The 23,223-nt window shown below is 44.6% G+C and carries 20 protein-coding genes, 1 pseudogene and 1 riboswitch; of the genes and pseudogenes, 11 read left to right on the top strand and 10 right to left on the bottom strand.

Annotated features, from left to right (window positions below; genetic code table 11):
- Nucleotides 1–195 (top strand): annotated as a pseudogene (locus tag A3KS_RS21525) (group II intron reverse transcriptase/maturase); the annotation flags it as partial.
- Between the two features lie 71 nt (nt 196–266).
- Here A3KS_RS21525 and A3KS_RS0115180 read toward each other — a convergent pair.
- Nucleotides 267–3,113: a bifunctional diguanylate cyclase/phosphodiesterase gene (locus A3KS_RS0115180; RefSeq protein WP_026395623.1), complete on the bottom strand. Its 2,847-nt coding sequence runs from the start codon at nt 3,111–3,113 to the stop codon at nt 267–269.
- A 165-nt stretch (nt 3,114–3,278) separates the two neighbouring features.
- A riboswitch (FMN riboswitch) is annotated at nt 3,279–3,394 on the top strand.
- A gap of 175 nt (nt 3,395–3,569) precedes the next feature.
- Between A3KS_RS0115180 and ribD the strand changes: the two genes are divergently transcribed.
- The 4 genes from ribD (at nt 3,570) to ribH (ending at nt 7,358) form a co-directional block, all read left to right on the top strand.
- Nucleotides 3,570–4,658 (top strand): bifunctional diaminohydroxyphosphoribosylaminopyrimidine deaminase/5-amino-6-(5-phosphoribosylamino)uracil reductase RibD, encoded by a 1,089-nt coding sequence (gene ribD / locus A3KS_RS0115185; protein ID WP_026395624.1) that lies wholly within the window; start codon nt 3,570–3,572, stop codon nt 4,656–4,658.
- Between the two features lie 4 nt (nt 4,659–4,662).
- Nucleotides 4,663–5,325, top strand: a complete 663-nt coding sequence (locus A3KS_RS0115190; RefSeq protein ID WP_026395625.1) for a riboflavin synthase — start codon at nt 4,663–4,665, stop codon at nt 5,323–5,325.
- Nucleotides 5,326–5,516: 191 nt separating this feature from the next.
- Nucleotides 5,517–6,719 (top strand): bifunctional 3,4-dihydroxy-2-butanone-4-phosphate synthase/GTP cyclohydrolase II, encoded by a 1,203-nt coding sequence (locus A3KS_RS0115195; RefSeq protein WP_026395626.1) that lies wholly within the window; start codon nt 5,517–5,519, stop codon nt 6,717–6,719.
- Nucleotides 6,720–6,890: 171 nt separating this feature from the next.
- Complete coding sequence (gene ribH / locus A3KS_RS0115200; protein ID WP_026395627.1) at nt 6,891–7,358, top strand: 6,7-dimethyl-8-ribityllumazine synthase; 468 nt, start codon at nt 6,891–6,893, stop codon at nt 7,356–7,358.
- A gap of 112 nt (nt 7,359–7,470) precedes the next feature.
- Here ribH and A3KS_RS0115205 read toward each other — a convergent pair whose 3' ends face one another.
- The 5 genes from A3KS_RS0115205 to A3KS_RS0115225 form a co-directional block, all read right to left on the bottom strand.
- Entirely contained in the window at nt 7,471–8,292 is an 822-nt protein-coding gene (locus A3KS_RS0115205; protein ID WP_026395628.1) for a methyltetrahydrofolate cobalamin methyltransferase, read from the bottom strand.
- Nucleotides 8,293–8,355: 63 nt separating this feature from the next.
- The gene (locus A3KS_RS0115210) at nt 8,356–8,985 is read right to left on the bottom strand and encodes a cobalamin B12-binding domain-containing protein (RefSeq protein WP_026395629.1); all 630 of its coding nucleotides are present in this window, start codon (nt 8,983–8,985) and stop codon (nt 8,356–8,358) included.
- 147 nt (nt 8,986–9,132) lie between these two features.
- Entirely contained in the window at nt 9,133–10,653 is a 1,521-nt protein-coding gene (locus A3KS_RS21530; protein WP_084505031.1) for a BCCT family transporter, read from the bottom strand.
- A 103-nt stretch (nt 10,654–10,756) separates the two neighbouring features.
- The gene (locus tag A3KS_RS0115220) at nt 10,757–12,046 is read right to left on the bottom strand and encodes an MFS transporter (RefSeq protein ID WP_026395630.1); all 1,290 of its coding nucleotides are present in this window, start codon (nt 12,044–12,046) and stop codon (nt 10,757–10,759) included.
- Nucleotides 12,047–12,098: 52 nt separating this feature from the next.
- The gene (locus tag A3KS_RS0115225; protein WP_026395631.1) at nt 12,099–13,550 is read right to left on the bottom strand and encodes a trimethylamine methyltransferase family protein; all 1,452 of its coding nucleotides are present in this window, start codon (nt 13,548–13,550) and stop codon (nt 12,099–12,101) included.
- 213 nt (nt 13,551–13,763) lie between these two features.
- On the opposite strand from A3KS_RS0115225, the gene A3KS_RS0115230 reads away from it, so the two are divergent.
- Nucleotides 13,764–15,182: a sigma-54 interaction domain-containing protein gene (locus A3KS_RS0115230; protein ID WP_026395632.1), complete on the top strand. Its 1,419-nt coding sequence runs from the start codon at nt 13,764–13,766 to the stop codon at nt 15,180–15,182.
- A gap of 72 nt (nt 15,183–15,254) precedes the next feature.
- On the opposite strand, the gene A3KS_RS0115235 is transcribed toward A3KS_RS0115230, so the two are convergent.
- Both A3KS_RS0115235 and A3KS_RS0115240 read right to left on the bottom strand, forming a co-directional pair.
- Nucleotides 15,255–15,884 (bottom strand): DUF975 family protein, encoded by a 630-nt coding sequence (locus A3KS_RS0115235; protein ID WP_026395633.1) that lies wholly within the window; start codon nt 15,882–15,884, stop codon nt 15,255–15,257.
- An 86-nt stretch (nt 15,885–15,970) separates the two neighbouring features.
- Nucleotides 15,971–16,345, bottom strand: a complete 375-nt coding sequence (locus A3KS_RS0115240; RefSeq protein WP_026395634.1) for an LIM domain-containing protein — start codon at nt 16,343–16,345, stop codon at nt 15,971–15,973.
- 136 nt (nt 16,346–16,481) lie between these two features.
- Here A3KS_RS0115240 and A3KS_RS0115245 point away from each other — a divergent pair, with 136 nt between their 5' ends.
- From A3KS_RS0115245 to A3KS_RS0115265, 5 genes are all read left to right on the top strand, one after another.
- Nucleotides 16,482–16,727 (top strand): DUF1653 domain-containing protein, encoded by a 246-nt coding sequence (locus A3KS_RS0115245; protein WP_026395635.1) that lies wholly within the window; start codon nt 16,482–16,484, stop codon nt 16,725–16,727.
- Nucleotides 16,717–17,982 (top strand): Sapep family Mn(2+)-dependent dipeptidase, encoded by a 1,266-nt coding sequence (locus tag A3KS_RS0115250; RefSeq protein ID WP_026395636.1) that lies wholly within the window; start codon nt 16,717–16,719, stop codon nt 17,980–17,982. The genes A3KS_RS0115245 and A3KS_RS0115250 overlap by 11 nt, the downstream gene beginning before the upstream one ends.
- 55 nt (nt 17,983–18,037) lie before the next feature.
- Complete coding sequence (locus A3KS_RS0115255) at nt 18,038–19,303, top strand: Sapep family Mn(2+)-dependent dipeptidase (RefSeq protein ID WP_026395637.1); 1,266 nt, start codon at nt 18,038–18,040, stop codon at nt 19,301–19,303.
- 94 nt (nt 19,304–19,397) lie between these two features.
- On the top strand, nt 19,398–20,378 hold the full coding sequence (locus A3KS_RS0115260) for a biotin--[acetyl-CoA-carboxylase] ligase (protein ID WP_026395638.1): 981 nt from the start codon (nt 19,398–19,400) through the stop codon (nt 20,376–20,378).
- 10 nt (nt 20,379–20,388) lie between these two features.
- On the top strand, nt 20,389–20,973 hold the full coding sequence (locus A3KS_RS0115265; protein ID WP_051355928.1) for a biotin transporter BioY: 585 nt from the start codon (nt 20,389–20,391) through the stop codon (nt 20,971–20,973).
- A gap of 144 nt (nt 20,974–21,117) precedes the next feature.
- On the opposite strand, the gene A3KS_RS0115270 is transcribed toward A3KS_RS0115265, so the two are convergent.
- Together A3KS_RS0115270 and A3KS_RS0115275 are read right to left on the bottom strand one after the other, a co-directional pair.
- Entirely contained in the window at nt 21,118–22,476 is a 1,359-nt protein-coding gene (locus A3KS_RS0115270) for a sensor histidine kinase (RefSeq protein WP_026395640.1), read from the bottom strand.
- Nucleotides 22,473–23,192 carry a response regulator transcription factor gene (locus A3KS_RS0115275; RefSeq protein ID WP_026395641.1) on the bottom strand — a complete coding sequence of 240 codons (720 nt, stop codon included), beginning with the start codon at nt 23,190–23,192 and terminating at the stop codon, nt 22,473–22,475. Before A3KS_RS0115275 ends, A3KS_RS0115270 begins: the two co-directional genes overlap by 4 nt.
- Nucleotides 23,193–23,223 lie beyond the last annotated feature (31 nt).

Genomic DNA, 23,223 nt, shown 5'->3' on the forward strand with positions numbered 1-23,223 from the left:
AAAACATATAAAGCCATGCATAAGGCAATGAGAAAACAGGGAATCAAAGGTAGTGGTGAAAAGATGGCCGTGACGAAATGGAAGAATTCAAATGTCCATATCATCCATATGTTACTCCCAAACCAGTACTTTGAAGATCTGGGACTCATCGATTTATGTCAATATAAAGTTGGGTTACTGTCGAATTATTATTAATTCGGTGAGAGATTTCAGGAGCCGTGTACGGCAAACGTAAGCACGGTTCTGTGAGAGCAAAGAAATCCGGACTAATTACCCGGATTTCTAGCTACTCGATATTTTTCCATAAAAGCCAGCAGCTCATCTTCGCCAAGCGGTTTGGCGTAGTAAAAGCCCTGGGCGATATGGCAATTATTTTTGAGTAAAAAGTCAATCTGTTCTGGGGTTTCCACCCCTTCGGCGATGACCTGAAGATTGAAATTGCCAGCCAGTTCAATGATGACCTTGGCAATGGTGCCGTTGTCGTAATGGGGGATCCCTTTAATAAAGGAACGGTCGATTTTGATCTTATCTACGGCAAATTTTTTCAGGTAGCTCAGAGAGGAATAACCTGTTCCAAAATCGTCGATGGAGACTTGGATCCCCATCCCGTGGAATTCACTGAGGATTGATTCACATTCATCCTCATTGTCCATCAGAATCCCTTCAGTGATTTCCAGCTCCAATAGCTCTGGCGGAAGCTTGGTTCGGGTCAAAATGGATTGGATCAATTCCCCGATATACGGGGCCTTAAACTGAAGCATCGACAGATTAACTGCAATCGGGGTTTGATAACCTCGAGCGGCCAGTTTATTTCCGAATTCGCAGGCATTCTCCAGCACCCATTCACCAAGGGGGATAATCAGATTTGATTCTTCGGCAATGGGAATAAAACTTCCCGGAGGAACCATACCATTGGGACTGTTCCAACGGATTAAAGCCTCCAGGCCAATGATTTGATTGGTGGCCATATCCACCTGGGGTTGGTAGTGGAGAATAAACTCCTGGTTGCTCAGGGCATTTCGCAGTTTGTTTTGCATCTCATATTTTTGAATTGAGAGGCTATTAATTTCCTTGTCATAGAATTCAAAACGGCGGCCCTTATTGGCTTTGACATTGTTCAGGGCTGAAGCGGCAGTTTTTAGAAGTTTAGCATAATGGTTGGCATCACTGGGGTAGAGACTAATCCCGATGCTGACGTCAATGATAAGTTCTTCATCATTAATGGCGATTTGTCTTTCCAGCTCTTTGCTTAAGTCCAGAATATACTCATATAAATCTTCATTGGAAGAAACATGGGCTTTCAGGATGCCAAACTCGTCATTACCCAAACGGGCCAGCACATCCTGGTCGCTGATCAAATTTTTTAGCCGATTGGCCAGGGCAATCAGAACCTTATTGCCGAAATCAAAGCCTTTTGCTTCATTGATAATTCTGAAATTATCAATGTTGATCAGGATCAGGGCATGGCTGGAAGCATTGTCGGTGTCCCCACTGATGAGTTCCACTCCCGATTCATCCAAAAACACCTTGTTGTTCAGTTTGGTCAGATGATCAAAATATTTCAGATAGTAAATATCTTTTTCGATTTGCTTATGGGCCGTGAGATTGGTGATGTTTCCGATATAATAATCAGCACCTCCATTTTGAACCTTACTGATCCGCAAAAAAAGAAACAGGGTTTCTGCGGAATTCTGAGCATATTCAATTTCACCAGACCAGACCGGATTCATTTGCAGGCTGTCAATTAATGGTTGATCGATGAGGATATTATTCTCAGACAAGTTCAGCGCCGGGATTTCGGCTCCTGGGATACCGATAATTCTGGAAAAGGCGGCGTTGTGGTAGATACAGAAAAAATCGTCATTCAGGATAAAGATACCTTCGTCAGTACCGGACAGTAATTCCAGGATCATTTCCAGCTGGGATTGGACAACCCGGCGTTTGTTAATTTCTTCGTTGAGAGCCTCATTGTTGGTTTGGACTTCTTCAATGTATTGGGTGATCCGGTGACTCATCATTTTCAGCCCCCGGGATAAAATACCGATCTCATCCTCACGACTATAAAGGTCATCTGGCAGATTGATTTCCTGATCTTCCTGGCTGAAGGTTTCGACCGAGTCTGAAATGGTCACAATCGGTTCGGAAATAAGCCGGGTCATCCGTTTGATAAACAGAGCGATCAAAAAAAGCAGCGCCAGTGAAATAAAGAAAAGGCTGAAAATAAATTGATTTAGCGGGGCCAGGACTTCGGAACGGGGGATTACGGTGGCCACAATCCAGTTGGATGACTGGGTGGGCACATAGGCAATATATTTGGCATTATTTGCCAGACTGTATTCAATGACGCCGCTGTTACCCGAGGTGATCTGAGTCATATAGGGTTCGAGATAGGCATAGGGGTCGGTTTGATCGACAGCTGAAACCTGGCGATCATCAGGATGGTAAAAAATACTGCCATCTTTATTAATTAATAGGGTATAGCCATTGTTGCCGACCTTGTAGGCATCCATCAGTTTCGAAATATCAGAAACCTGTAAATCAATGCCCATGGCGCCAATCACGTTGTTATTTTTTAGGATTGGGGTGGTGATGGAAACGACCATCTTTTCGGTGACAATATCAATATAAGGACTGGTGACCGTTACGCCCCGGGATTTTAAGGTTTCAATATACCAGAGTCGTTTGTTCAGATCATAATCTGGTTTGGGATCAAACTCGGGGGTCGAAGAAATCAGATCGTTGGACTTGGTGATGCCGAGGTAAGCCAGCGAAATATTCGGATCGGAAGCCTTAATCGCCTGGAGTTCCTGGGTTATCACATTGAAAAGCGGGTGCTGACGTTTTTCCTCCCGGGTATTGAGGCCTTCGGTAACAGCCTGATAATCCTGGTTGGTTTTCATCTGTTCGACGATGACAACATTTTTTTCAATAAACTTGTCAATTTCGGTGGCAATCTGCTGCGCATCCTGGGATAAGGCTTCCTTACTGTTGGCCTCAAAAAAATCACTCAGCATTTGGATGGAAATGATTCCATAAACGGCAAAGGCGACAAAAATAAATCCGATTACAATTGTTCCGATCCGTCGGATCAGGCTTTTTTTAAACCACTGCACTGGCGTTCCATCCTTTCATTGAAGGTTCGGTCAATATCTCTAATATGTTAGTTTTAGCTTGCTTTTTCATGTTCCTATTATAAACGAAAAAGAGCGTAAAGAAAATTAATTTTTAACATATTGACAGGAATATATCAATTATGTTAAAGTTTAATCAATTAAATATGAAGTCTTCAGGGCAGGGATAGTTTCCCTACCGGTGGTATAGCCCACGAGCCGCAAGGTATGATTCGGTGTAATTCCGAGGCCGACAGTTAAAGTCTGGATGAAAGAAGATAATAAAGTTTTGCATGTTGTTTTGCATATGTCTTTGTTTATTTAGCTCTGAAATGGTAATCATTTCAGAGCTTTTTTTATAACAAGGAAACATTTATACAAAGTGATGTAGCCTGCAAATAAACCCGTTGCCCTGAATAAATGTTCAGGGCATTTTTGTTTTTTGAGAGAGGAGAACGTGTGGAAAATCATCAAAAATATATGGATCTGGCCATCGACCTGGCGCAAAAAGGCCGCGGCCAGGTAAATCCGAATCCCCTGGTGGGAGCGGTGATCGTTAAAGATGATGTGATCATCGGCCGCGGCTATCACGAAAAATATGGCGGGCCTCATGCCGAACGCCAGGCCCTGGCGGCCTGCACCCAGTCGGCGGCCGGGGCAACCCTGTATGTGACGTTGGAATCCTGCTGTCATCATGGCAAAACGCCGCCATGTACCGAGGCTATTATTGACAATAAAATCAGCCGGGTGGTCATTGGGTCTACCGATCCCAATCCGCTGGTCAGTGGCAAGGGGATTGAGATCCTCAGACAGCAGGGGATCACGGTGATAACCGGGGTGCGGGAAGAGGCGTGTCAGGAACTAAACACCGTTTTTTTTCACTATATCAAAACGAAAACCCCCTACGTGTTAATGAAATACGCCATGACCCTGGATGGTAAAATTGCCACCCATACTGGAAAATCGAAGTGGATTACCGGGGCAGCGGCCAGGCAGGCGGTCCATCAGACCCGCAGTGAAGTTGCCGGAATTATGGTCGGGGTCAACACTGTTTTACAGGACGATCCCCTACTGACCTGCCGGATTGAGGATGGCAAAAACCCCAGCCGAATTATCTGCGATACCCATTTACGGACCCCGCTGACAGCACAGGTCGTGGCAACGGCCCGGAAAATACCAACCTATCTGGCCACCTGCTCCCGGGATCAGCATAAAATAAAGCGGTTTGAAATAATGGGCTGCAAAATTTTAGCTGTTCCGCCAGCCGGGGATCATCTTAATCTCCAGGAATTGATGGTGCAATTAGGGCAGCAAGGGATTGACAGTATTCTGCTGGAAGGGGGCGGCACCCTGAATTTTAGTGCTTTAAAAAGCGGCATTGTCAATCAGCTGCAGGTTTATCTGGCTCCTAAGATATTTGGCGGCGCGGCGGCCAAAACTCCGGTGGAAGGCCCGGGGCTGGAAGATCCAGCGGAGGCCTTCCAGTTTACGGACCGAAAAATAAAAAGTTTCGGGGCGGATATCTGCCTCGAATATGTGAAGAGGTAAAGACATGTTTACAGGAATTGTCGAAGAAATTGGCAAAATCACGGCGGTCATTAAGGGGCAACGGTCTTCCCAGCTATGGGTTTCGGGTGCGGTCATCATGGATGATTTAAAACTGGGCGACAGCGTGGCGGTGAATGGGGTGTGTCTGACGGTGTCCCAGCTCCGCGGCAATAAGTGGATGGCTGACGTCATGAGTGAAACCCTGAACCGCAGCAATCTGGGCGATCTAAAAGGCGGCTCGGTAGTCAATCTGGAACGGGCGATGCCCGCCATTGGCCGTTTCGGAGGACATATCGTGTCCGGCCATATTGACGGAACCGGTCACATTGTTCAAATCAGCAAAGATGATAATGCGGTGATCTTTGAGATTAAGGCTGCGCCGAAAATACTCCGATACATCATCGAAAAAGGCTCCATTGCCATTGATGGCATCAGCTTAACGGTGACTGAAATAACCGCCGCCAGCTTTAAGGTGTCCATCATTCCCCATACCGTTAAGCAGACGATCCTGGGCATCAAGCAACCCGGCGATCCGGTCAATCTGGAAAACGACCTGGTCGGCAAATATATCGAAAAGCTGTTGATGAACCCAGCGCCCAAAACAGACCACCACCCGGAAAAGCCCAGTGGGTTGACCATTGATTTTCTGACTGAGGCCGGGTTTTAAAATGAAATATTATTGAAAAACGTGAGCTAGTCAAAAGGAATAACTTAGTACCGACAATTGTTAGATCATGTTGTATGCATCAAGGCGGACACGGCGTAGCCTGTCCGAGCTTGCAGCATACAACAGATTAACAATTGATCGGTACGGTAGTGTTTGGTAAAACTTTACAATTCAGAATAAGAGAGGGTACTATGTTTAAATTTAATACCATTGAAGAAGCACTGGAAGATTTACGAGCCGGTAAAATTATCATCGTGACCGATGATGATGACCGCGAAAACGAGGGCGATTTTGTCTGTGCAGCTGAATTTGCCACCACCGAAAACGTCAATTTTATGGCCGTCTATGGCAAAGGGTTGATCTGCATGCCGATGAGCGAAAAATTGGTCAAAAAATTAGCCGTTCCCCAAATGGTGACGGATAACACCGACAATCATTGCACCGCTTTTACCGTGTCGATCGACCACGTCGATACCACCACTGGCATTTCCGCCGCCGAACGTTCGGTTACCGCTATCAAGTGCGTTGACGAGAATGCCAGACCAGAAGATTTCCGCCGGCCCGGCCATATGTTTCCCCTGGTGGCCCGGGAAAACGGGGTGTTGGAACGAAACGGTCATACCGAGGCCACTGTTGATCTGGTCAAATTGGCCGGGTTGAAAGAATGCGGTCTGTGCTGCGAAATCATGCGGGAAGATGGTACCATGATGCGGACACCGGAACTGATTGAATTTGCCCAGACCCATCAGATGAAATTTATCACCATCAAGGATCTCCAGGATTATCGCAAACAAAATGAAAAACTGGTCGATTGTGTCACGATCACTAAAATGCCGACTAAATACGGTGAGTTTATGGCCTATGGTTATGTCAATAAGCTTAATGGGGAACATCATGTGGCGCTGGTTAAGGGCGATGTGAGCGGAGCTAGTCCGGTGCTGTGTCGGGTTCATTCTGAATGCTTAACCGGCGATGCCTTTGGTTCGATCCGCTGTGATTGCGGCGATCAGTTTGGGGCAGCGATGACCGCCATTGAAAAAGAAGGTCGGGGGGTACTGCTCTACATGCGTCAGGAAGGACGGGGCATTGGTCTGATTAACAAATTAAAAGCTTATGCGCTTCAGGATATGGGCATGGATACGGTCCAGGCCAATATTGAACTGGGCTTCCCGGAAGACCTGCGGGAATACTATATTGGGGCCCAGATTTTAAGCGACCTGGGCATAAAAAAACTCCGACTGCTAACCAACAACCCTAAGAAAATGGATGGTCTGTCAGAATTCGGGCTGGAAATGGTGGAGCGGGTTCCCATTCAAATGGAAGCATCCAGCCACGATCTGTTTTATTTGAAAACCAAGCAGGAAAAAATGGGCCATATTTTAAATTATAACTAAAACCTAGTGATAAACTGCCGTACCGACCAATTGTTAATCTGTTGTTTGCCGCGGACTCGGACAGGCTTGGGCCGTGTCCGCTCTGATGCAAACAACATGATGTAACAATTGTCGGTACTAGGTTATCGTTTTGAAAGTTAGATAACAAAAATTATTATAGAGGAGAAGACGATGAATGTATATGAAGGTAAGTTAGTATCAAAGGGAATTAAAGTGGGGATTGTGGTGGCGCGGTTCAATGAGTTTATTGGGTCGAAGCTGCTTGGCGGAGCGATTGATGGCTTGAAGCGTCATGATGTCAAGGAAGAGGACATTGATGTGGCCTGGGTACCGGGGGCCTTTGAAATTCCCTTGATTGCGGCCAAAATGGCCAAGCTGGGAAAATATGATGCCGTTATTTGTCTGGGGGCCGTGATCCGCGGTTCCACGACTCATTATGATTATGTCTGCAGTGAAGTGTCAAAGGGTGTCGCCCATGTCTCCCTGCAGTCAGAAATACCAGTGATCTTCGGGGTGCTGACCACCGAAAACATTGAACAGGCGATTGAACGGGCCGGAACCAAAGCCGGCAATAAAGGCTACGACTGTGCCCTGACGGCCATTGAAATGGTCAATTTAATCAATGAAATAGCAAATTAGACAAATAGGAAGAATTAGGTTTTTAATTTAAAATGCACTTCGAAATACCAATCGATATCCGATAAGTATTCGAAGTGCATGAGTTTTACTAGTGTGTTCCTATGATTTAAGATTAAGGCTTCCTAAGGTCTTTTTTTATCGAACCGATTTGTCCGGTGCGATAAGCTTTACTGTATTTTCTGCAATGTTTGTCTTGTCCAAGCAATGCATTAGCTGCAAAGATCGTTCCCATCATGTCAAGATTCATGGGATCCAGGACAGCTGAGTCCATACCTGCCTGGAGTGCATATGACATAGCGGTTTGATTAATTAGGGTTCTTATCGGTAATCCAAAAGATATATTACTGATTGCACCCGTTACATGAATCTGAGGAAATAGTGCTTTGATGGTTCTGATTTCCTCAACAAAATTTAATAAGGCATTATGATCAGTTGATAGCGCCATAACACAGGGATCAATGTGAATGCGATCCGGGGTTATGCCGTATTTAGCAGCCTTTTCTACCATTGTTTTGGTTATGTTAACTTTAGTCTCCAAATCATTCGGGATTCCGTTGTTATCACAGGTCAGACCAACCACTTCCCAGGTATTACCTTCCAAAAGCGGGAGTAGGACTTCACACTTGTCCCCTTCCTCTGAAATCGAATTGATCACTCCTGGCTTTTGGGCATATTTAAAAACTGCTTCGATAACTCGTGGATTTGGACTATCAATGCTGAGTGGCGTATCAGTAGCATCCTGTACTACATCCATCAGCCATTTCAGCGTTTCAATCTCATGTTCTGGGGCAGTACTTGCACAAACATCAATAAAATTCGCACCTGCAGTTGTCTGTTTAATGGCCCGGTCGGCAATATAAGCTGCATCTCTCTTCTCGATGGCTTCTTTTACAACTGGTATGGTGCCGTTAATTTTTTCGCCAATAATAATCATTTAAGTCTCCTTATCTATTTTTCTTAATACTGTTTAGTAGATAATCAAATCTATTGACATATTCTAAAGCCATCCTTGACAAATCTTAACACCTTCTGCGGCATTGTTAGTATAAGCGTCAGAACCGACAAATTCACAGCTTTCTTGAGTTACCGGATTTCCGCCGATGATAATTTTGGCATCGATGTTGGCGGTTTTAAGGGCTTCAACCGTATTTTTCATTGAATCAACAGCCAATGTCAGTACACCGCTCATACCGATAACATCTGGTTTGATCTCAAGTGCTTTTTCAACAAAGGCATCTGCTTTAACATCAATGCCAAGATCAATGACTTCAAACCCAGCGGATTCAATCATGCTTTTAAAGATGTTTTTTCCAATATCATGTAAATCGCCTTGCACAGTACCAATCAGAATGGTGCCCTGTACCATTGATCCATCGCCACCCAGTGCTGGTTTCAGAACAGTGATTGCTTCAGTCAGTAACTCTCCGGCAAAAATAAGATCACCAACAAAATACTCGCCCTTTTCAAACAGATCGCCAACAATGGCCATCCCAGCCTGGCAAGCGGTAACTGCTTCTAATGCTTCTGCTTCCGATGGTGCGGTAGCTAATAGTTCTTTCAACATTTCCATAACGACATCATCTTCCAAATCTCCAAGTGCTTGAGTTAATACATTTAAATCCATCATTTTTATAACCTTCCTCTTAATAAATTTATATAAAAATCAGAATGATTGATATATACGTAGATAGTGGTCTTGCCAGTTAATTCGCAATTTGCGATGTTAATAGCAGTTCGTTTTTTAGTGACATTATTGGGTGGAAATTGCCAGGTTTTATTTTTGGGTATTCGAAACATATTCTTTCAATAGTTTGAAACAACTGAGAATCAAAACGATGTATATTGCACAGGTTGGCAAAGCCAGAATAATCGATAGGGTTTGCAGCTCAATGAGTGAACCGCCAAAAATCATTAAAGTCATGGGTATAGCAGCCAAACAAAGAGCCCAGAAAATTGTTAGTTTTTTACCTGGGCGTTGGCCCAGTTGAATTTTTTTTGAGGAGACCATAGCCATTGTGTAAGCAGCGGAATCAAAATTAGTTGCCATTGATATGATTGAGGTTATCAGAATAACAAAGACCAGAATCGGCCCAAAAGGAGCCTTGCTAAATATATCAACAACGGTAGTAGGTCCACCATTTTCGAGGACGCCTTTAACTACATCATATGTTCCGCTAAGCTGTTGCTCCATGAAATAATTGCCGAATATTGAAAAGAAGGTGAATGAACCCAAGAAGCCATAGCCCAGACCACCAAAAATGACTTGTTTAATTGAACGACCTTTAGATATTTTGGCAATAAATAATCCCATGAACAGAGAATAAGACATCCACCAGGCCCAGTAGAAAACCGTCCAGGATTCGGTGTAGCCGCTATTATTAATGGGATCCATATAAGTGCTCATCTTAACAAATTGACTTAATAAAATTCCAAGTGAGGTGGTTTGCATTTTCAAAATAAATACGGTATTCCCCGTCACAAATAAAAATAAAACAGTTGCCAGCATTAAAAAAACATTGATATCACTTAGGATTTTAATCCCTTTTTTTATCCCATTATAGGCACTGATGGTAAAAATAATGGTAACAAGAACCATTACACCAAAGCGAAGAAGATTAGTGTCTTCCCATCCAAAAAGCTTATTAAGACAGGCGGAGACTAAAGGTGAACCAATTCCGAGTGCGGTTCCGACACCGCCTATAATACCGAATAGAAAAAAAATATTGATAAACTTACCAAGCAGACCATCGACGCGATCACCAAGAATTGGTCGGCAGGCATTACTCACATCAAACTTTTCCTGTTTCAGATTATAGTGAACAAAAGCGAAGACGACGGCGGGAATCAAATAGACACTCCAAGCTGAGAACCCCCAATAAAAAAGAGGCAGCGTTGAAGCATACTCTGCCGCGGTGGTGCTTAAGGGTGCAATTTCGAAAGGCGGTTCCATGTAGTGAAAAACCCATTCAATGCTACCCCAATAGATGAAACCAGCGGCCATGGAAGCACAGAACATCATCGAAGCCCATGAAAATTCGCTGTACTCTTTTTTCCCTGCTCCTAATTGGATAGAACCATATTGTCCGGCGCCCAGATAGAGGCAGAGAACAATTGAAATCAGAACAATCCAGATATAGATAAACCCAAGATTGCTGGTAATAAAGTAATTCATTGACTGAATCGATGACTTTGAATAATCAGGAGCTATAAATAAACATAAACAAACTATACTTACAAATACGAGAACGATACCGATCATTGTTTTATCTGCTGTTGCGTTATCTGGTTTATTCAAGGTATACCTCCGTTATAATTTTGTGGATATAGGTAATTGTAATATTACAATTACCTATACCCGTAGAAAAATGAAAACTAATGACGAATAGATTTATTTGAAATTAAGAAAGCTCCAGGTTTATATTTTCTTTTTGGTTGAGTGACTTCTTTATATATAATTGGGTTGCAGCACAACAGATGACTGCGATAACACCACTTACCCCAAGGATACTGAAAATGATGGTATAACCACCATTGGCATATTGATCAATATAACTACCAAAGAGTTGATGCATAAAGCTTTCGGGCAAGAATCCGATGACCGAGAGCATTCCGGTGGCAGCTCCAAAAATGTGAGGAGGGACATGAGTTTCGGTTAAGACTGATGAGGCAATTCCGTAAGCTCCGTTAGCCAGAAAACCAAGTACCAGAATAATGACAATTGAGGCAATTAAAAAACTGGCAGTTTGAGGTAGAAAAACAAGAGCAAAACAGCAAATTGCAGCCCCGATCATTGCAACTAGAATCGTTTTGGAAGGAGAGTTGTTTTTCTTGGCAATACCACCCAATAATGGTGCTGAAATCAAGGCAATACCATAATATCGAATCATCCCGACGATACCGACTAAGGTTAAGGGGGCAAGAAATACGTCAGTCATATAGGGAGTTGTGTAATTCATACCCATATAGACAATCATGACAAAGAATAAGGTAATGCTTGCAAGCCAGACGCCGGGATGTTTCATGGCTGTTAGCATTTCATTGATATTGAATTTTTTTGCCGGATCAGTGACAATTTCGTCCTCAAAACGGGGAATCGCGAAAAATGACAGAATCCCAAGAGCTAAAATAACAGCACCTAAAAACATCAGTGCATATTGAACACCAATAACGTAATCGGGGGTTGCATTAAATATAATCAGGGCGACAGAATTAATCGCTAATCCCCCTAATCCATAAAGGGCATAGCTGAATCCGACAACGGCCGGATAGTTTTCTTCCGAGTCGGAAAAACGTAATAACTTGTAGCGGCAACCCCAGAAGAGCAGGATTGTGGTAAAGGCAAAAAGGGCAAAAATCAGAACCAGTATGGTGTAGGATGGCATGGTAGCATACCAGAATACCAACAATGAAGTACTGACAAATCCAACCCATGCTAAAGTTCGCAGCCGGACTTTGTCGGCTAATATTCCGCAGGGAATATATAGAATAGTGGCCATGATACCGTACATACCGGATAGAAAGCCTAATTCTGCATTTGAAATATTCAGGCCGATTAACAGGGGCTCATAAAATACATTTTTCATATAAATTGGGATATAGATAATCCCGCTTCCCGCACCTGAGATAAAAATCAACAGAAACCGGTGCCACTTACTGAGGTTCTGATAGGTTACTTCTTTTTTATTCATGAGATTTCTCCTTTTTCATTGGGGAGCGACTTGCATCGCTCCCGTCAGTATCCTAATATTGATATTTTTTGGGAAGGTATTTATTTAGAATTTCTTTTTGTTTTTTAGTTATGTCCGGTAATTCATAACTTTGAATTCGCTGGTCATAAACTTGTTTAGCTCGCGTTTTGATGTCGCCGGCTTTATTACGCCCGTCTTCGTTGCAAGCACCTCGATTAAACACGGGTGTTGTTAGATAGGTTTCTTCTTTATAGTCTTTTGGGGTTCGGCCCTGCAGGAAGTTGCCTCGGGGGCCAATCTTTTTCAAGAGGTCAATATTGGCCTTCTTTTCTGAGATCATCACGCCTTCGCGGATACGACGCATATACCGAAGCATTTCTTCATCCATCATAAATTTTGGATAACTTAAGAGGTTAAAGTTAGACAAGTCTCCGGAAGCGTGGGGGAGGATGCAGGCATTGGTTAATGTTGCGGATAATGCCCCCAGGGTACTTTCTACACCCGCTTGATAATCAAAAGTAAAACCATCCGCCAGAGAACCGCCAGTTCGCATTGGAATGCGATAATAATCGCCCATTGCTAAATGACCTAAACAAATCAGCATAAATTCAGGTGCTCCGGTAGACAAACGGATTTCTCTCATGTCAGCGATGGAAGAGAAGGGACTGAATACCACTGGCAGACCCGGGGATTTTAACTGGATGAGTACAGCAACAGCCAGCATATTGGCAAAGTCAGCGACAATGGAACCCATTAAAGAAGGCGGTGCGGTCATGTTGGACATTGAGCAGGTTGTGACATTGACAGGTTGTTTTTCTTCAGCAAAAGCGAGATAATGTTCGATCGCATCCCCCCCGACGGTTAAAGGAGGAAGTACACACATTCCACTGTACAAAACATAATCCTGATGATTATCCAGATACTCTTTGACTAGTTGAATACAAGCCCGGGAGCCGACTTTTGCATTCCCCTTCTTATAATTATGTGGTGTGATACCTAGAATATTATACATCGGTTTTCGAGAATATTTGGCCAGCATAGCCATTTGAGCCATGGCAGATTCATCAGGAATATCTTCGAAACCGGGGATATCGGCAGCAACCATACTGGATATGCCATATACATCACTAGTATTGATGATTTTGTAAAAATTGACCAGGTCATCAGCGTTTGTATTGCGATAATTTCCTTCAAAATCCTCAATCGTGGGGCAACCATTGGTAGGAGCCACAACCAATGGTTGCCCAATACCCAGCGTCAATTTGCTTTCGACACCAACAATTTCAAAAGATTCTGGAATTGTTGATAGGGATTTGATTAACAAGTCTTCGGATATATAAACGAGATCACCCTCTACTTTTGCCCCATGGTTTTTAAAAATTTCAAGTGCTTCTTCATCTTCAATCTTAACACCAATTTCCGTTAATACACGCATAATGCTTTCATGAATTAGCTCCACATCATCTTTAGAATAGAATTGATCAAATAGATTGCCTTTTAACATTTCTTTTTCTCCTTATAATTTTATTTTGATTAATACAAATATTTAAAGCAAGGAACGTGCCAAGTGTTAAAAATCATAAAAATGATTGATATTACAAAGAAAACGATTAAATGATTTGAGGTTTCTGAGTTATAATTATATAATAAGACGTGTTTAGTTGAACTTTATGAGTCAAAATTGGTTCAAAAATGAGAGGTATTGAGGTCAGGGAATATGCAAGAAACTAGCTTTAAACATAGTGCAGAATATTGGGATTATCTGAACAGTTTGGATAAGCGATTCTATATTGATATATTAGAAAATAGTTGTAACGAAATTTATGTTACGAATAAAGAAGGAAAAATAATTTATGTAAATCCAAACTCGATAAAAAACTATGGTCTTAAACCGGAGGATATTATTGGAAAAAACAACCATGATCTTTGGAGAGGCAAGTGGAGTCCTCCGGCCATTCAAAGATGTGTGGAAGAACGGCGAACCATATTTGCACAACAAACATACTTGATCACGGGAAAAGAAATAACAACCATCGTGACACCAGTTTTTGATGATGACGGCGAGATCAGCTTTGTATTGTGTATTGTTCAGGAAGAAGCTAAAGAATATGACATCAGTTATAAAAACATTGATATTGATGCTTTTGAAATAAAAAATAATCCCGTTGAAAAGAGAAAAAGCAAATTTCAAAGCGAGATTGTCGGATACAGTTATAATTTTTGTAAAATTATGGTGCAGATGAGACGTGTGGCAGGATCGGAGGTACCAGTCATGATTTTAGGAGAATCGGGTACCGGCAAAAGTCTGATGGCTGAATTTATTCATGAAAACAGTACTCGGAAAAACAAACCATTTATCCAAATTAATTGTGCAGCAATTCCGGAAAATCTTTTAGAGTCAGAGCTTTTCGGTTATGCGCCGTATGCATTTACTGGCGCTAACCCAAAAGGAAAAATAGGACTGATTGAAATGGCTGATCAGGGAACCTTGTTTTTAGACGAAATTGGAGATTTAGCACCGAGTTTGCAGGCAAAACTGTTGGATGTGCTTGAAAACAAACGATTTATTCCGGTGGGCGGCCAAGAGATTAAATCGGTTGACATCCGCATTATTACAGCAACAAATCAAAACTTGGACAAACTTGTTAAAGAAAAGCGTTTCCGCGAAGATTTATATTGGCGTATCAATATTTCGAAAACGACGATTCCTCCTCTTAGAGAGCGAAGGGATGATATATTACCACTTTTGTCATTTTATTTGAATAAAAACAATAAGAAATACGGAAAGGTAAAAGATTTTTCACCAAATGTGATTGGAATCCTTCTTGAATATTCCTGGCCAGGAAATGTCAGACAATTAAAAAATCTGGTCGAACTGCTATTTATCATGACCAGTGGAAACACGATTATGGTAAATCATCTGCCTGAGTTTATATTGGATGAAATAGAAGAACCTAAAGGAATCAATCCTGATTCTTTCGAATATATTATTGAAAGTGTCAAAAAATCAGTTATCCGAGATTATTATAAAAAACATCCTACCAGTCGCGAGCTGGGTTTATCACTGGGGTTAAGCCAAACAAAGGCCAACCGGCTAATCAATCAGTATTGCGGGGGTATTGAGAATACAGAATAGAATAAAACAATAAAGAGACCCTGTTATTTGAAAAAATTTCAAATAACAGGGTCTTAATTAAGCAGATAAAACTTAAGCTAGTTCATCAAGGCTGACGACGCCATTTTGAAGCGCCAGTTCCTTGAGATCTTCATATTGTCCAGCCATGCTGGTAAAAAAATAGGGGTTAACATAAAAAATGCCAAGTATCCCAAAGGTAAATCCGTTCAGTAAAAACCATCCCAGAAAGCTGAGGGACATCATAAAAATTTCGCCCTTGTGGCCCTGGGTCATCCGCATCGAAATTTTAACGGCTTCGGTAGCCGGAACGTTGGGATATTCAGCCAGAATATAGGGGGTAAAACTATAGGCGAGGGACTTTATAATGCCGGGTACTACAAAAAGCAGGGACCAGAGAAAAATAAATAATTCCATCCACAGCATGCCCCCCAGTTTTCGTCCAAAATCCGAAAAGCCGGTTTTAAACATATCTTCAATGGTCGGAGCGGGGAGTTCACCGCGGTAAATCCAGAGTGAAAAAAATTGCAGGCCAACCATCATCGGCGCCCAGACAATCAGACCGCCCAGACCACCCAAAAAGGAAGTCACCCCGGAAGCGGCACCAATCACAACAAATGCCAGGATCGTTGCGCCGACGCAGACCCAGTAATTCTCGGAAAAGCTCTGCTTGGCGAGTGCTTTAATTTCCTGTCTCGTTTTCATAAAATCTCCTTTAAAGTTTTTTTATAATCTACAATAAAAGTGCCAACTAAAAAAATTCGTCCAGCACTTTTATTGGTATTAAAAAATCAGGATTCCCAGGTTACAAAATAAACACCGTCGGCTCTTTTTTGTCCTTTGCCAAGTTCCGAATGCCTTAAAACACTGAGCTCCGCGCTGACTTCCTCAGGGGTCAGACCAAATTTTGCAATAAACTGGGGAACGGTTACCCCATTATTGGCGACGATATAGTCATAGAATTCTTTTTGACGGGGGGTCAGGCCCTGGGTTCCGGTGTGGCCGGATCGCTGGCGATCAAGCTTGGCACTGTGAACAGCACTGGGGTCACAGGTTTGCACCAGTTTATGCTGGCCTAAGGCACAGTCATCACAAAAAATCTTGCCTTTTACTTCATAGATATCGTCGTCTTCAAGTTCAGTACCGCAGGAAAAACATTTTTGCATAAGAAGCTCCTTTGTATAAAAAATAATAACCGAAATTGATCGATAGGCTTAAGAAAAGTTTGGTAATTTCTTAAGAATCTTTGTATATAATATCACGACTTACGGCAAGAAGAAAGCGAAAGTTGAGTGATTAGTGGTGAAACAAGAGATAATCAAACCCGGCCGATATCGGCATTATAAGGGCAATGAATATGAAGTGATCGGGGTTGGCAGCCACAGTGAAACGTTGGAAGCCATGGTAATTTACCGGCCGCTGTATGGTGAAGGTGGACTTTGGGTTCGACCGGCTGCGATGTGGAGCGAAATCATCGAAAAAGATGGCGTTACACAAAAACGTTTTGAATATATTGGAGAGGCATCATTAAAAAAAGATGAACTATAAACTTAAGGAAAAAGACCTGTTAGACGACCTGAAGGGGTTGCTGCAAATTGATTCGACCAATGCTGACGCCGGGCCGGTGATACCGGGGGCACCTCTGGGAATGGGCATTAATGAGGCCATCAACTATGTTCTGGAACTGGGCGAGCGCTTCGGTTTTAAAACCAAAAATTGTGACGGCTATTGCGGTTATATCGAAATGGGTCAGGGCGAAGAAATGATCGGCATTCTGACCCATGTGGACACCGTTCCGGTGGGGGACGGCTGGTCCGTGAATCCCTTTGATCTGACCATTGACGGGGACAAAGCCTATGGCCGGGGCACCATCGACAACAAGGGTCCGACCCTGGTGGCGCTTTATGCCATGAAGGCCCTGGCCGATAGTGGTGCGCCGATCAATAAACGGGTGCGGCTGATTATCGGTGGCGATGAAGAAGGGGAACAATGGCATTGTATGAACCGCTACAAAGCCACTGAAGAAGCCCCGACCTATGCCTTTTCACCAGATTCCGGGTATCCGGCCATTTATGCCGAAAAGGGCATTCTGAATGTCTGCATCAAAAAGCATCTGGAGCCGGCCATTCACAACCTGGGCTTTTTCAGCGGCAATCAGATCAATACTGTTCCCGATTACGCCAAGGCCATTGTCAGTGATGCTGTTTATGAAAGTACTGGTAAACCCGCTCACGCATCTCAGCCCCATGAGGGGATCAATGCGATGTTTTTATTGGCCAGTGAGCTGAGAATGCTGGGATTGGAACACCCTTTTCTGGATCTTATCGATATTGCCACCTCGGAAGGACTGAATATCGATTTTGAAGATGAAATTTCCGGGAAACTGACTGTCAATCCATCAATTGCCAATGTCAATCAGGAAAAGGCGGTGTTAAAGTGCGATATCCGTTATCCGGTAACCATGAAAGGAACCGACATCCGTGACCACATTGAAAGAGCCGTTACCCCTCTGGGGTTTTCGGTTAACATCAATTATGATTTGCCACCGTTACATATTGAGAAAGAAAGTTATCTTATTGATGCCCTGCAAAAAATATATGAGGACTATACTGGGGATACGACTGGCCCCAAGGCGATTGGCGGCGGTACCTACGCCCGGGCCTTTGATAACGCCGTGGCTTTTGGAGGGCGATTCCCCGAGGAACCGAACACCTGTCATCAGACCGATGAGTACTGGAGCATAATCAGCATGAACAAGAATTTTGATATTATCACCAAAGCCCTGGAAAGTCTGGTACAATAATAGCAAGGGGAGCCATGGGGCAACCCTAAATCATAGCGACAGAAATGGGGAAAACATGACCATTCATTTTGATAAACAAGCAGTGTTAGAGGCCCTACGAGGGCTGTTACAAATAAAGTCGGTGAACGCCAACGCTGGAGCGGTCACTCAAGAAGCGCCCTTGGGAACCGGGATCAATGAGGCCATCAATTACGTGTTAGAGTTGGGTAAAAGTTTCGGCTTGACCACCAAAAACTGTGACGGCTATTGTGGTTACGTGGAATTCGGAGCAGGCCCGGAAATGGTAGCAGCGATCACGCATGTTGATACGGTGGAAGTGGGCGATGATTGGACCGTGCCGCCGTTTGACTTGACTATTGACGGCGATACGGTTTATGGCCGTGGGGTATTGGACGATAAAGGGCTCACCATCATTGCCCTGTTTGCCTTGAAAGCCCTGAAAGAGGCCCAGCTCCCGATCAATAAACGGATTCGCCTGATTATCGGCGGCGATGAAGAAGGTGGCAGCTGGGCTTGTATGAAACGCTACAAAGAAACTGAAGAAACACCGGTCTACGCCTTCTCGCCGGATTCCGGCTTCCCGGTTATTTTTGCGGAAAAGGGTATCATGAATGTGATTTTCGAAAAAGAATTGGAGGCTGGCCGACCGGTGCTAAACCTAAGCAGCGGTAAACAGATTAATTCGGTTCCGGATGTTGCCCGGGCTGATTACAATGGTCAGAGCTACGAAGCCAGGGGTAAATCCGCTCATGCTTCCGATCCGCAAAAAGGTGATAATGCGCTACTAAAACTGGCGGGAGAATTACGGGCGGCGGGCATCCAGCATCCGTTGCTGGAGCTGCTTGATCGGGCGACGCCGGAAGGTTTTGGAATTAACCGGTCTGATCAGGTGTCAGGGGATCTGACCCTTAATCCGGCCATTGCTTATGGGGATGAAAATATCGCCGTGCTCCGCTGTGATATCCGCTACCCGGTGACGATGAAGAGCAGCGAACTCTGCGCCGCGATTCAGAAAGCCACCGGCGATCTGGGTTTTTCCCTCAAAATGGATCATGAAACCCTGCCGCTGCATGTGGATCGGGAAAGTTTTCTGGTCACCTCATTGCAAAAAGTATATGCCGACTATACTGGGGATACCAGCGGTCCGATTGTCTCGGGCGGCGGAACCTATGCCCGGGCCTTTGATAACGCCGTAGCTTTTGGCGGCGTCTTTCCCGGTGAGATCAACACCTGTCATCAGACTGATGAATTCTGGAGCATTGACAGCATGGCGAAGAATTTTGATATTATTGTCAAGGCACTGGCAGTGCTGGCCCAGTAAATAAGCAAGCGATAAAAGCGATTGTCGACCATTAAAATCAAAATGGTTGACAATCGCTTTTTTTTTGGTTAGAATACCAACAAGAGGTGATGAAATGTCGACAAAACAAAAATTATTACAAACCTTGGAAGAAAATCGCGAAACCTATCTCTCAGGAGAAGTGCTGGCCAGCACCATGAATGTCTCCCGATCGGCCATCTGGAAGGCCATCAAAGGATTAAAAGAAGCGGGCTACGAAATAGAGTCCACCACCAACAAAGGCTACCGGTTAAAAAGCGAATCGGACCGGATGTCGGCAGAAGGGATACACCCCTGGCTCTCCTCAACTAACCGGGAGCTTGAACTGATTGTCTATCAAACCGTTGGTTCTACGAATCAGGAAGCCAAGAAATTGGCACTGGAAGGGGCAAAAACGGGAACGGTTATTATCGCTGAAGAGCAAACCCAGGGACGGGGCCGAATGGGCCGTTCCTTTTATTCACCGCCCAAAAGCGGGATTTATTTAAGTCTGGTGTTACGACCCGATGTGGCCGCCCGGGATGCAGTGTTGTTAACCACTGGCGCATCGGTGGGGGTTTGCCGGGCGATCAAAAAAGTGACGGGTATTGATACCCAGATCAAGTGGGTCAATGATATTTATATGGGCGACCGAAAGATTGTCGGGATTCTCACCGAGGCGGTGACCAACTTTGAAAACGGACAGTTCGAGTTTGTGATCATCGGCATTGGCCTGAATTTCAAACAGCCGGAAGCGGCCTTGCCCAAAGAACTGGAGGACATTGTCGGGACACTGTTTAATGCAAAACCAGATGCCTTGACCCGTAATCGGCTGGCGGCGGAAATTATCAACGAGGTCTTAATGATATGTGACGATCTGACTAATCGGAGTTTTTTAGAGGAATACAAAACCCACTCGATGGTTTTGGGAAAACAGATTAAGGTTTTTAGAAACAATGAATGGGAAGTAGCAACCGCCCTGGACATCAGTGACGAAGGCGGTTTGATGATCAGAAATCAATTTGGACAGACGGAAACCCTGAATTCAGGAGAAATCAGTATTAGAAAATTAGAATAGGATGGACGAAATGATCGAAAAAAATATAATCAATAAAAATACCCTCAATATAAGAATGCTGGTGCTGTGCGGACTGTTTTCCGCTTTGATCGTGGTCGGAGCGATGATTAAAGTGCCGCTGCCGGGAATACCTTTTACTCTCCAGACCCTGTTTGTACTTCTGGCCGGTTTGCTGTTGGGGTCCCGGGGCGGGCTGATTGCCGTGTTGGTTTATATTTTTCTCGGCCTGGTTGGTCTGCCGGTGTTTTCCGGTGGCGGCGGTTTGATGTATGTCTTAAAACCAAGCTTTGGCTATATTGTCGGCTTTGCCCTGGGGGCCTTTGTTACCGGCTGGCTGGCTGAAAAGAACACCAGTGACGAAACCCTGCCGATGGTCATCGCCGCCTTGGCGGGAACCGCAGTGATTTATGCGCTGGGACTGACCTGGTATTATATTATTGCCAATTATTACCTCAATACCCCGGTGGGGGCAGCGACCCTGATGATGACCGGCTTTGTGATGACGCTACCGGGCGATCTGATTAAGATCGCCGTCAGCGTACTACTGGCCAAACGACTGGCACCGGTGGTCGGGCGAGGGATGCTCACAAAATAAATGATAGCAAGCACATTTATTAAGATCGATCAGTTGGATTAAAGCAGTATACGGGCGATCACGGATCGCCCCTTGTGTCAGTACCTAATTCAACTGATCTAATATAGTTGCTAAGACAGCATGATGACGAAAATAAAATTCACATTAAGAGATAAAAACAAGGGAAGCGGTACAGCCCCCATCGGGCAGATTTTCAAAGACAACGCTCCCGCCATGGATTTTCATGATCCGACGAACAATGATCAGACCTAAGCCGTGGTTTCCGAGTAATAGCGATTCATCCAGTCCCCCTGAATTTTTGATAAGTTCAGGGGGATAGCCTTTGCCATCGTCACTGACTTTAATCGCCAGGCCGACCGTCGATTTAATCACCGAAAGTTTAATCGCACAGCCCCGGGGATTGTGCCGGATACTGTTATCAATCAGGTTAGTCAGCGCCCGGCGAATTAGGGCCTGATCACAAAGTAAAATAGGGCCGTTGGCTTCCTCGGTCACATCGACAACGAGGGAATAGGGGGCGGGGAGACCGTCGTTGATAAAATCCACCGCTACGCCCCGGATTAAGGCGGCGGGCGAAACCCGGGCCAGCTCCATCGGTTGGGCATGGTACTCCAGTTTGGAAGCCAGGTTTAAATCGCTGATCAGAGCTTTAATCCGTTGACTCTGCTGACGGATAATCCGGGCCTGATTTTGTTCGGCGGCGGGCAGAATAAGGTTGTTTTCCAGTTCGCTGGCATAGCCCATCACCATCGATAGCGGGGTGCGGATATCGTGGGAAACCCCGGCAATCCATTCCGTTCGGGCCTGATCCCGATGAGCCAGTTGTTGTTCCTGCTGCAAAAGAATCACCGATGTTTCATTGAGAATCCTTGCCACTTCCCCGGTAACACCACTGGTGGGCAGCGTCAAGGGTTCTTTTTTTGGTAGCGCGGTAATGCCATCATAAAGGGGCTTGAGTTTGTGATAGAGCCACAGTCCCAAAAACAAGGCCAGCATCAGGGCTGCCACAACGTTCAGGATCAAAAAACCGGCCAAAAAACCGGGAATATGGGAAATGGTATCTTCGGTGGAGGTGATATTATATTTCCAGATGCTACTTTTAGGGTCGCCTAGAACCAGTAAACCGTCGGGATGTTCCCAAACCGAGACCGGATAGTCGTTGAGATACCAACGGCTGAAGGAGGCCACATCAGTAAGGGTATAGTGCCGGGGAATATCTCCCGGCAGGTTTTTGTTCCAGATCACCTGACCATCCCGGCCAATCAGCATCGCCCAAACATATTGTTTTTCCATCATCGCAGTGGCAGAGGGATTAAGCGCATAAGTCCCCTCGGTGTTGGTGAGGCCATCGGAAATATCGGCAATGGCATATTTAAGGGGCTGGTTACCGGAATATTTAAACATCCAGTTGGTGGCAAAAGCCATATTGATGGCGACCAGCAACAGTGCAATCGTTGCCGTCAGCAGAATTGAACGGGTGATGATTTTTCGCAAACTTTTCATGGCTTGGTTTCCGTGGCCAGTTTATAACCCATGCCGCGAACGGTCAGCAGGTATTGGGGTTGGGAAGGATCCACCTCAATTTTTTCCCGGAGCCTTCGGATGTGGACCATCAGGGTGTTTTCATAGCCATAGAGATCATCATCCCAGGCGCTGCGACAGAGGCTGTCGGCGGTGACAATATGGCCCTGGTTTTGCCAGAGCTTTTTCAGCAGGGCGTGCTCCTTGGCAGTCAATGTTTTTTCACCATCACTGGTCTGCACGATGCCGCTTTTAAAATTGACGGTCACCGCCCCCAGTACCAGACATTCCTCCGCCGGTGGCTTAGTCAACAGCGGCTGGTAAACCCGCCGCAGGATTCCGCTTAAGCGCAGTACCAGTTCCCGGGGCAGAAAGGGTTTGGTGATGTAATCATCGGCCCCCAGCCCCAGTCCCAGGAGCCGGTTCTCATCCTCATCCCGAGCCGACAAAAACAGCATTGGCACATTTGACTGCTGCCGCAATTCCTGCATCAGCGAAAACCCGTCGCCATCCGGCAGCGTCACATCAAAAATGACCCCATCGGGCTTTTCTAAAGCAAAAAGCTCCCGCGCCTGCCGGCAATTTTCAGCGCTGATCACCTGAGCAAAACCCGCCTGATGGAGGATTGTTTTTAATAAATTGATAATTTCTGGTTCGTCATCGACAACCAGAAGCTTTGCTTCGAAAATTGTTTTTATTCTATTTGTTTCCATACTAATCACCCCCAAG

The sequence above is a fragment of the Acetobacterium malicum subsp. dehalogenans DSM 11527 genome (genome assembly GCF_000472665.1).
Classification (GTDB): domain Bacteria; phylum Bacillota; class Clostridia; order Eubacteriales; family Eubacteriaceae; genus Acetobacterium; species Acetobacterium malicum.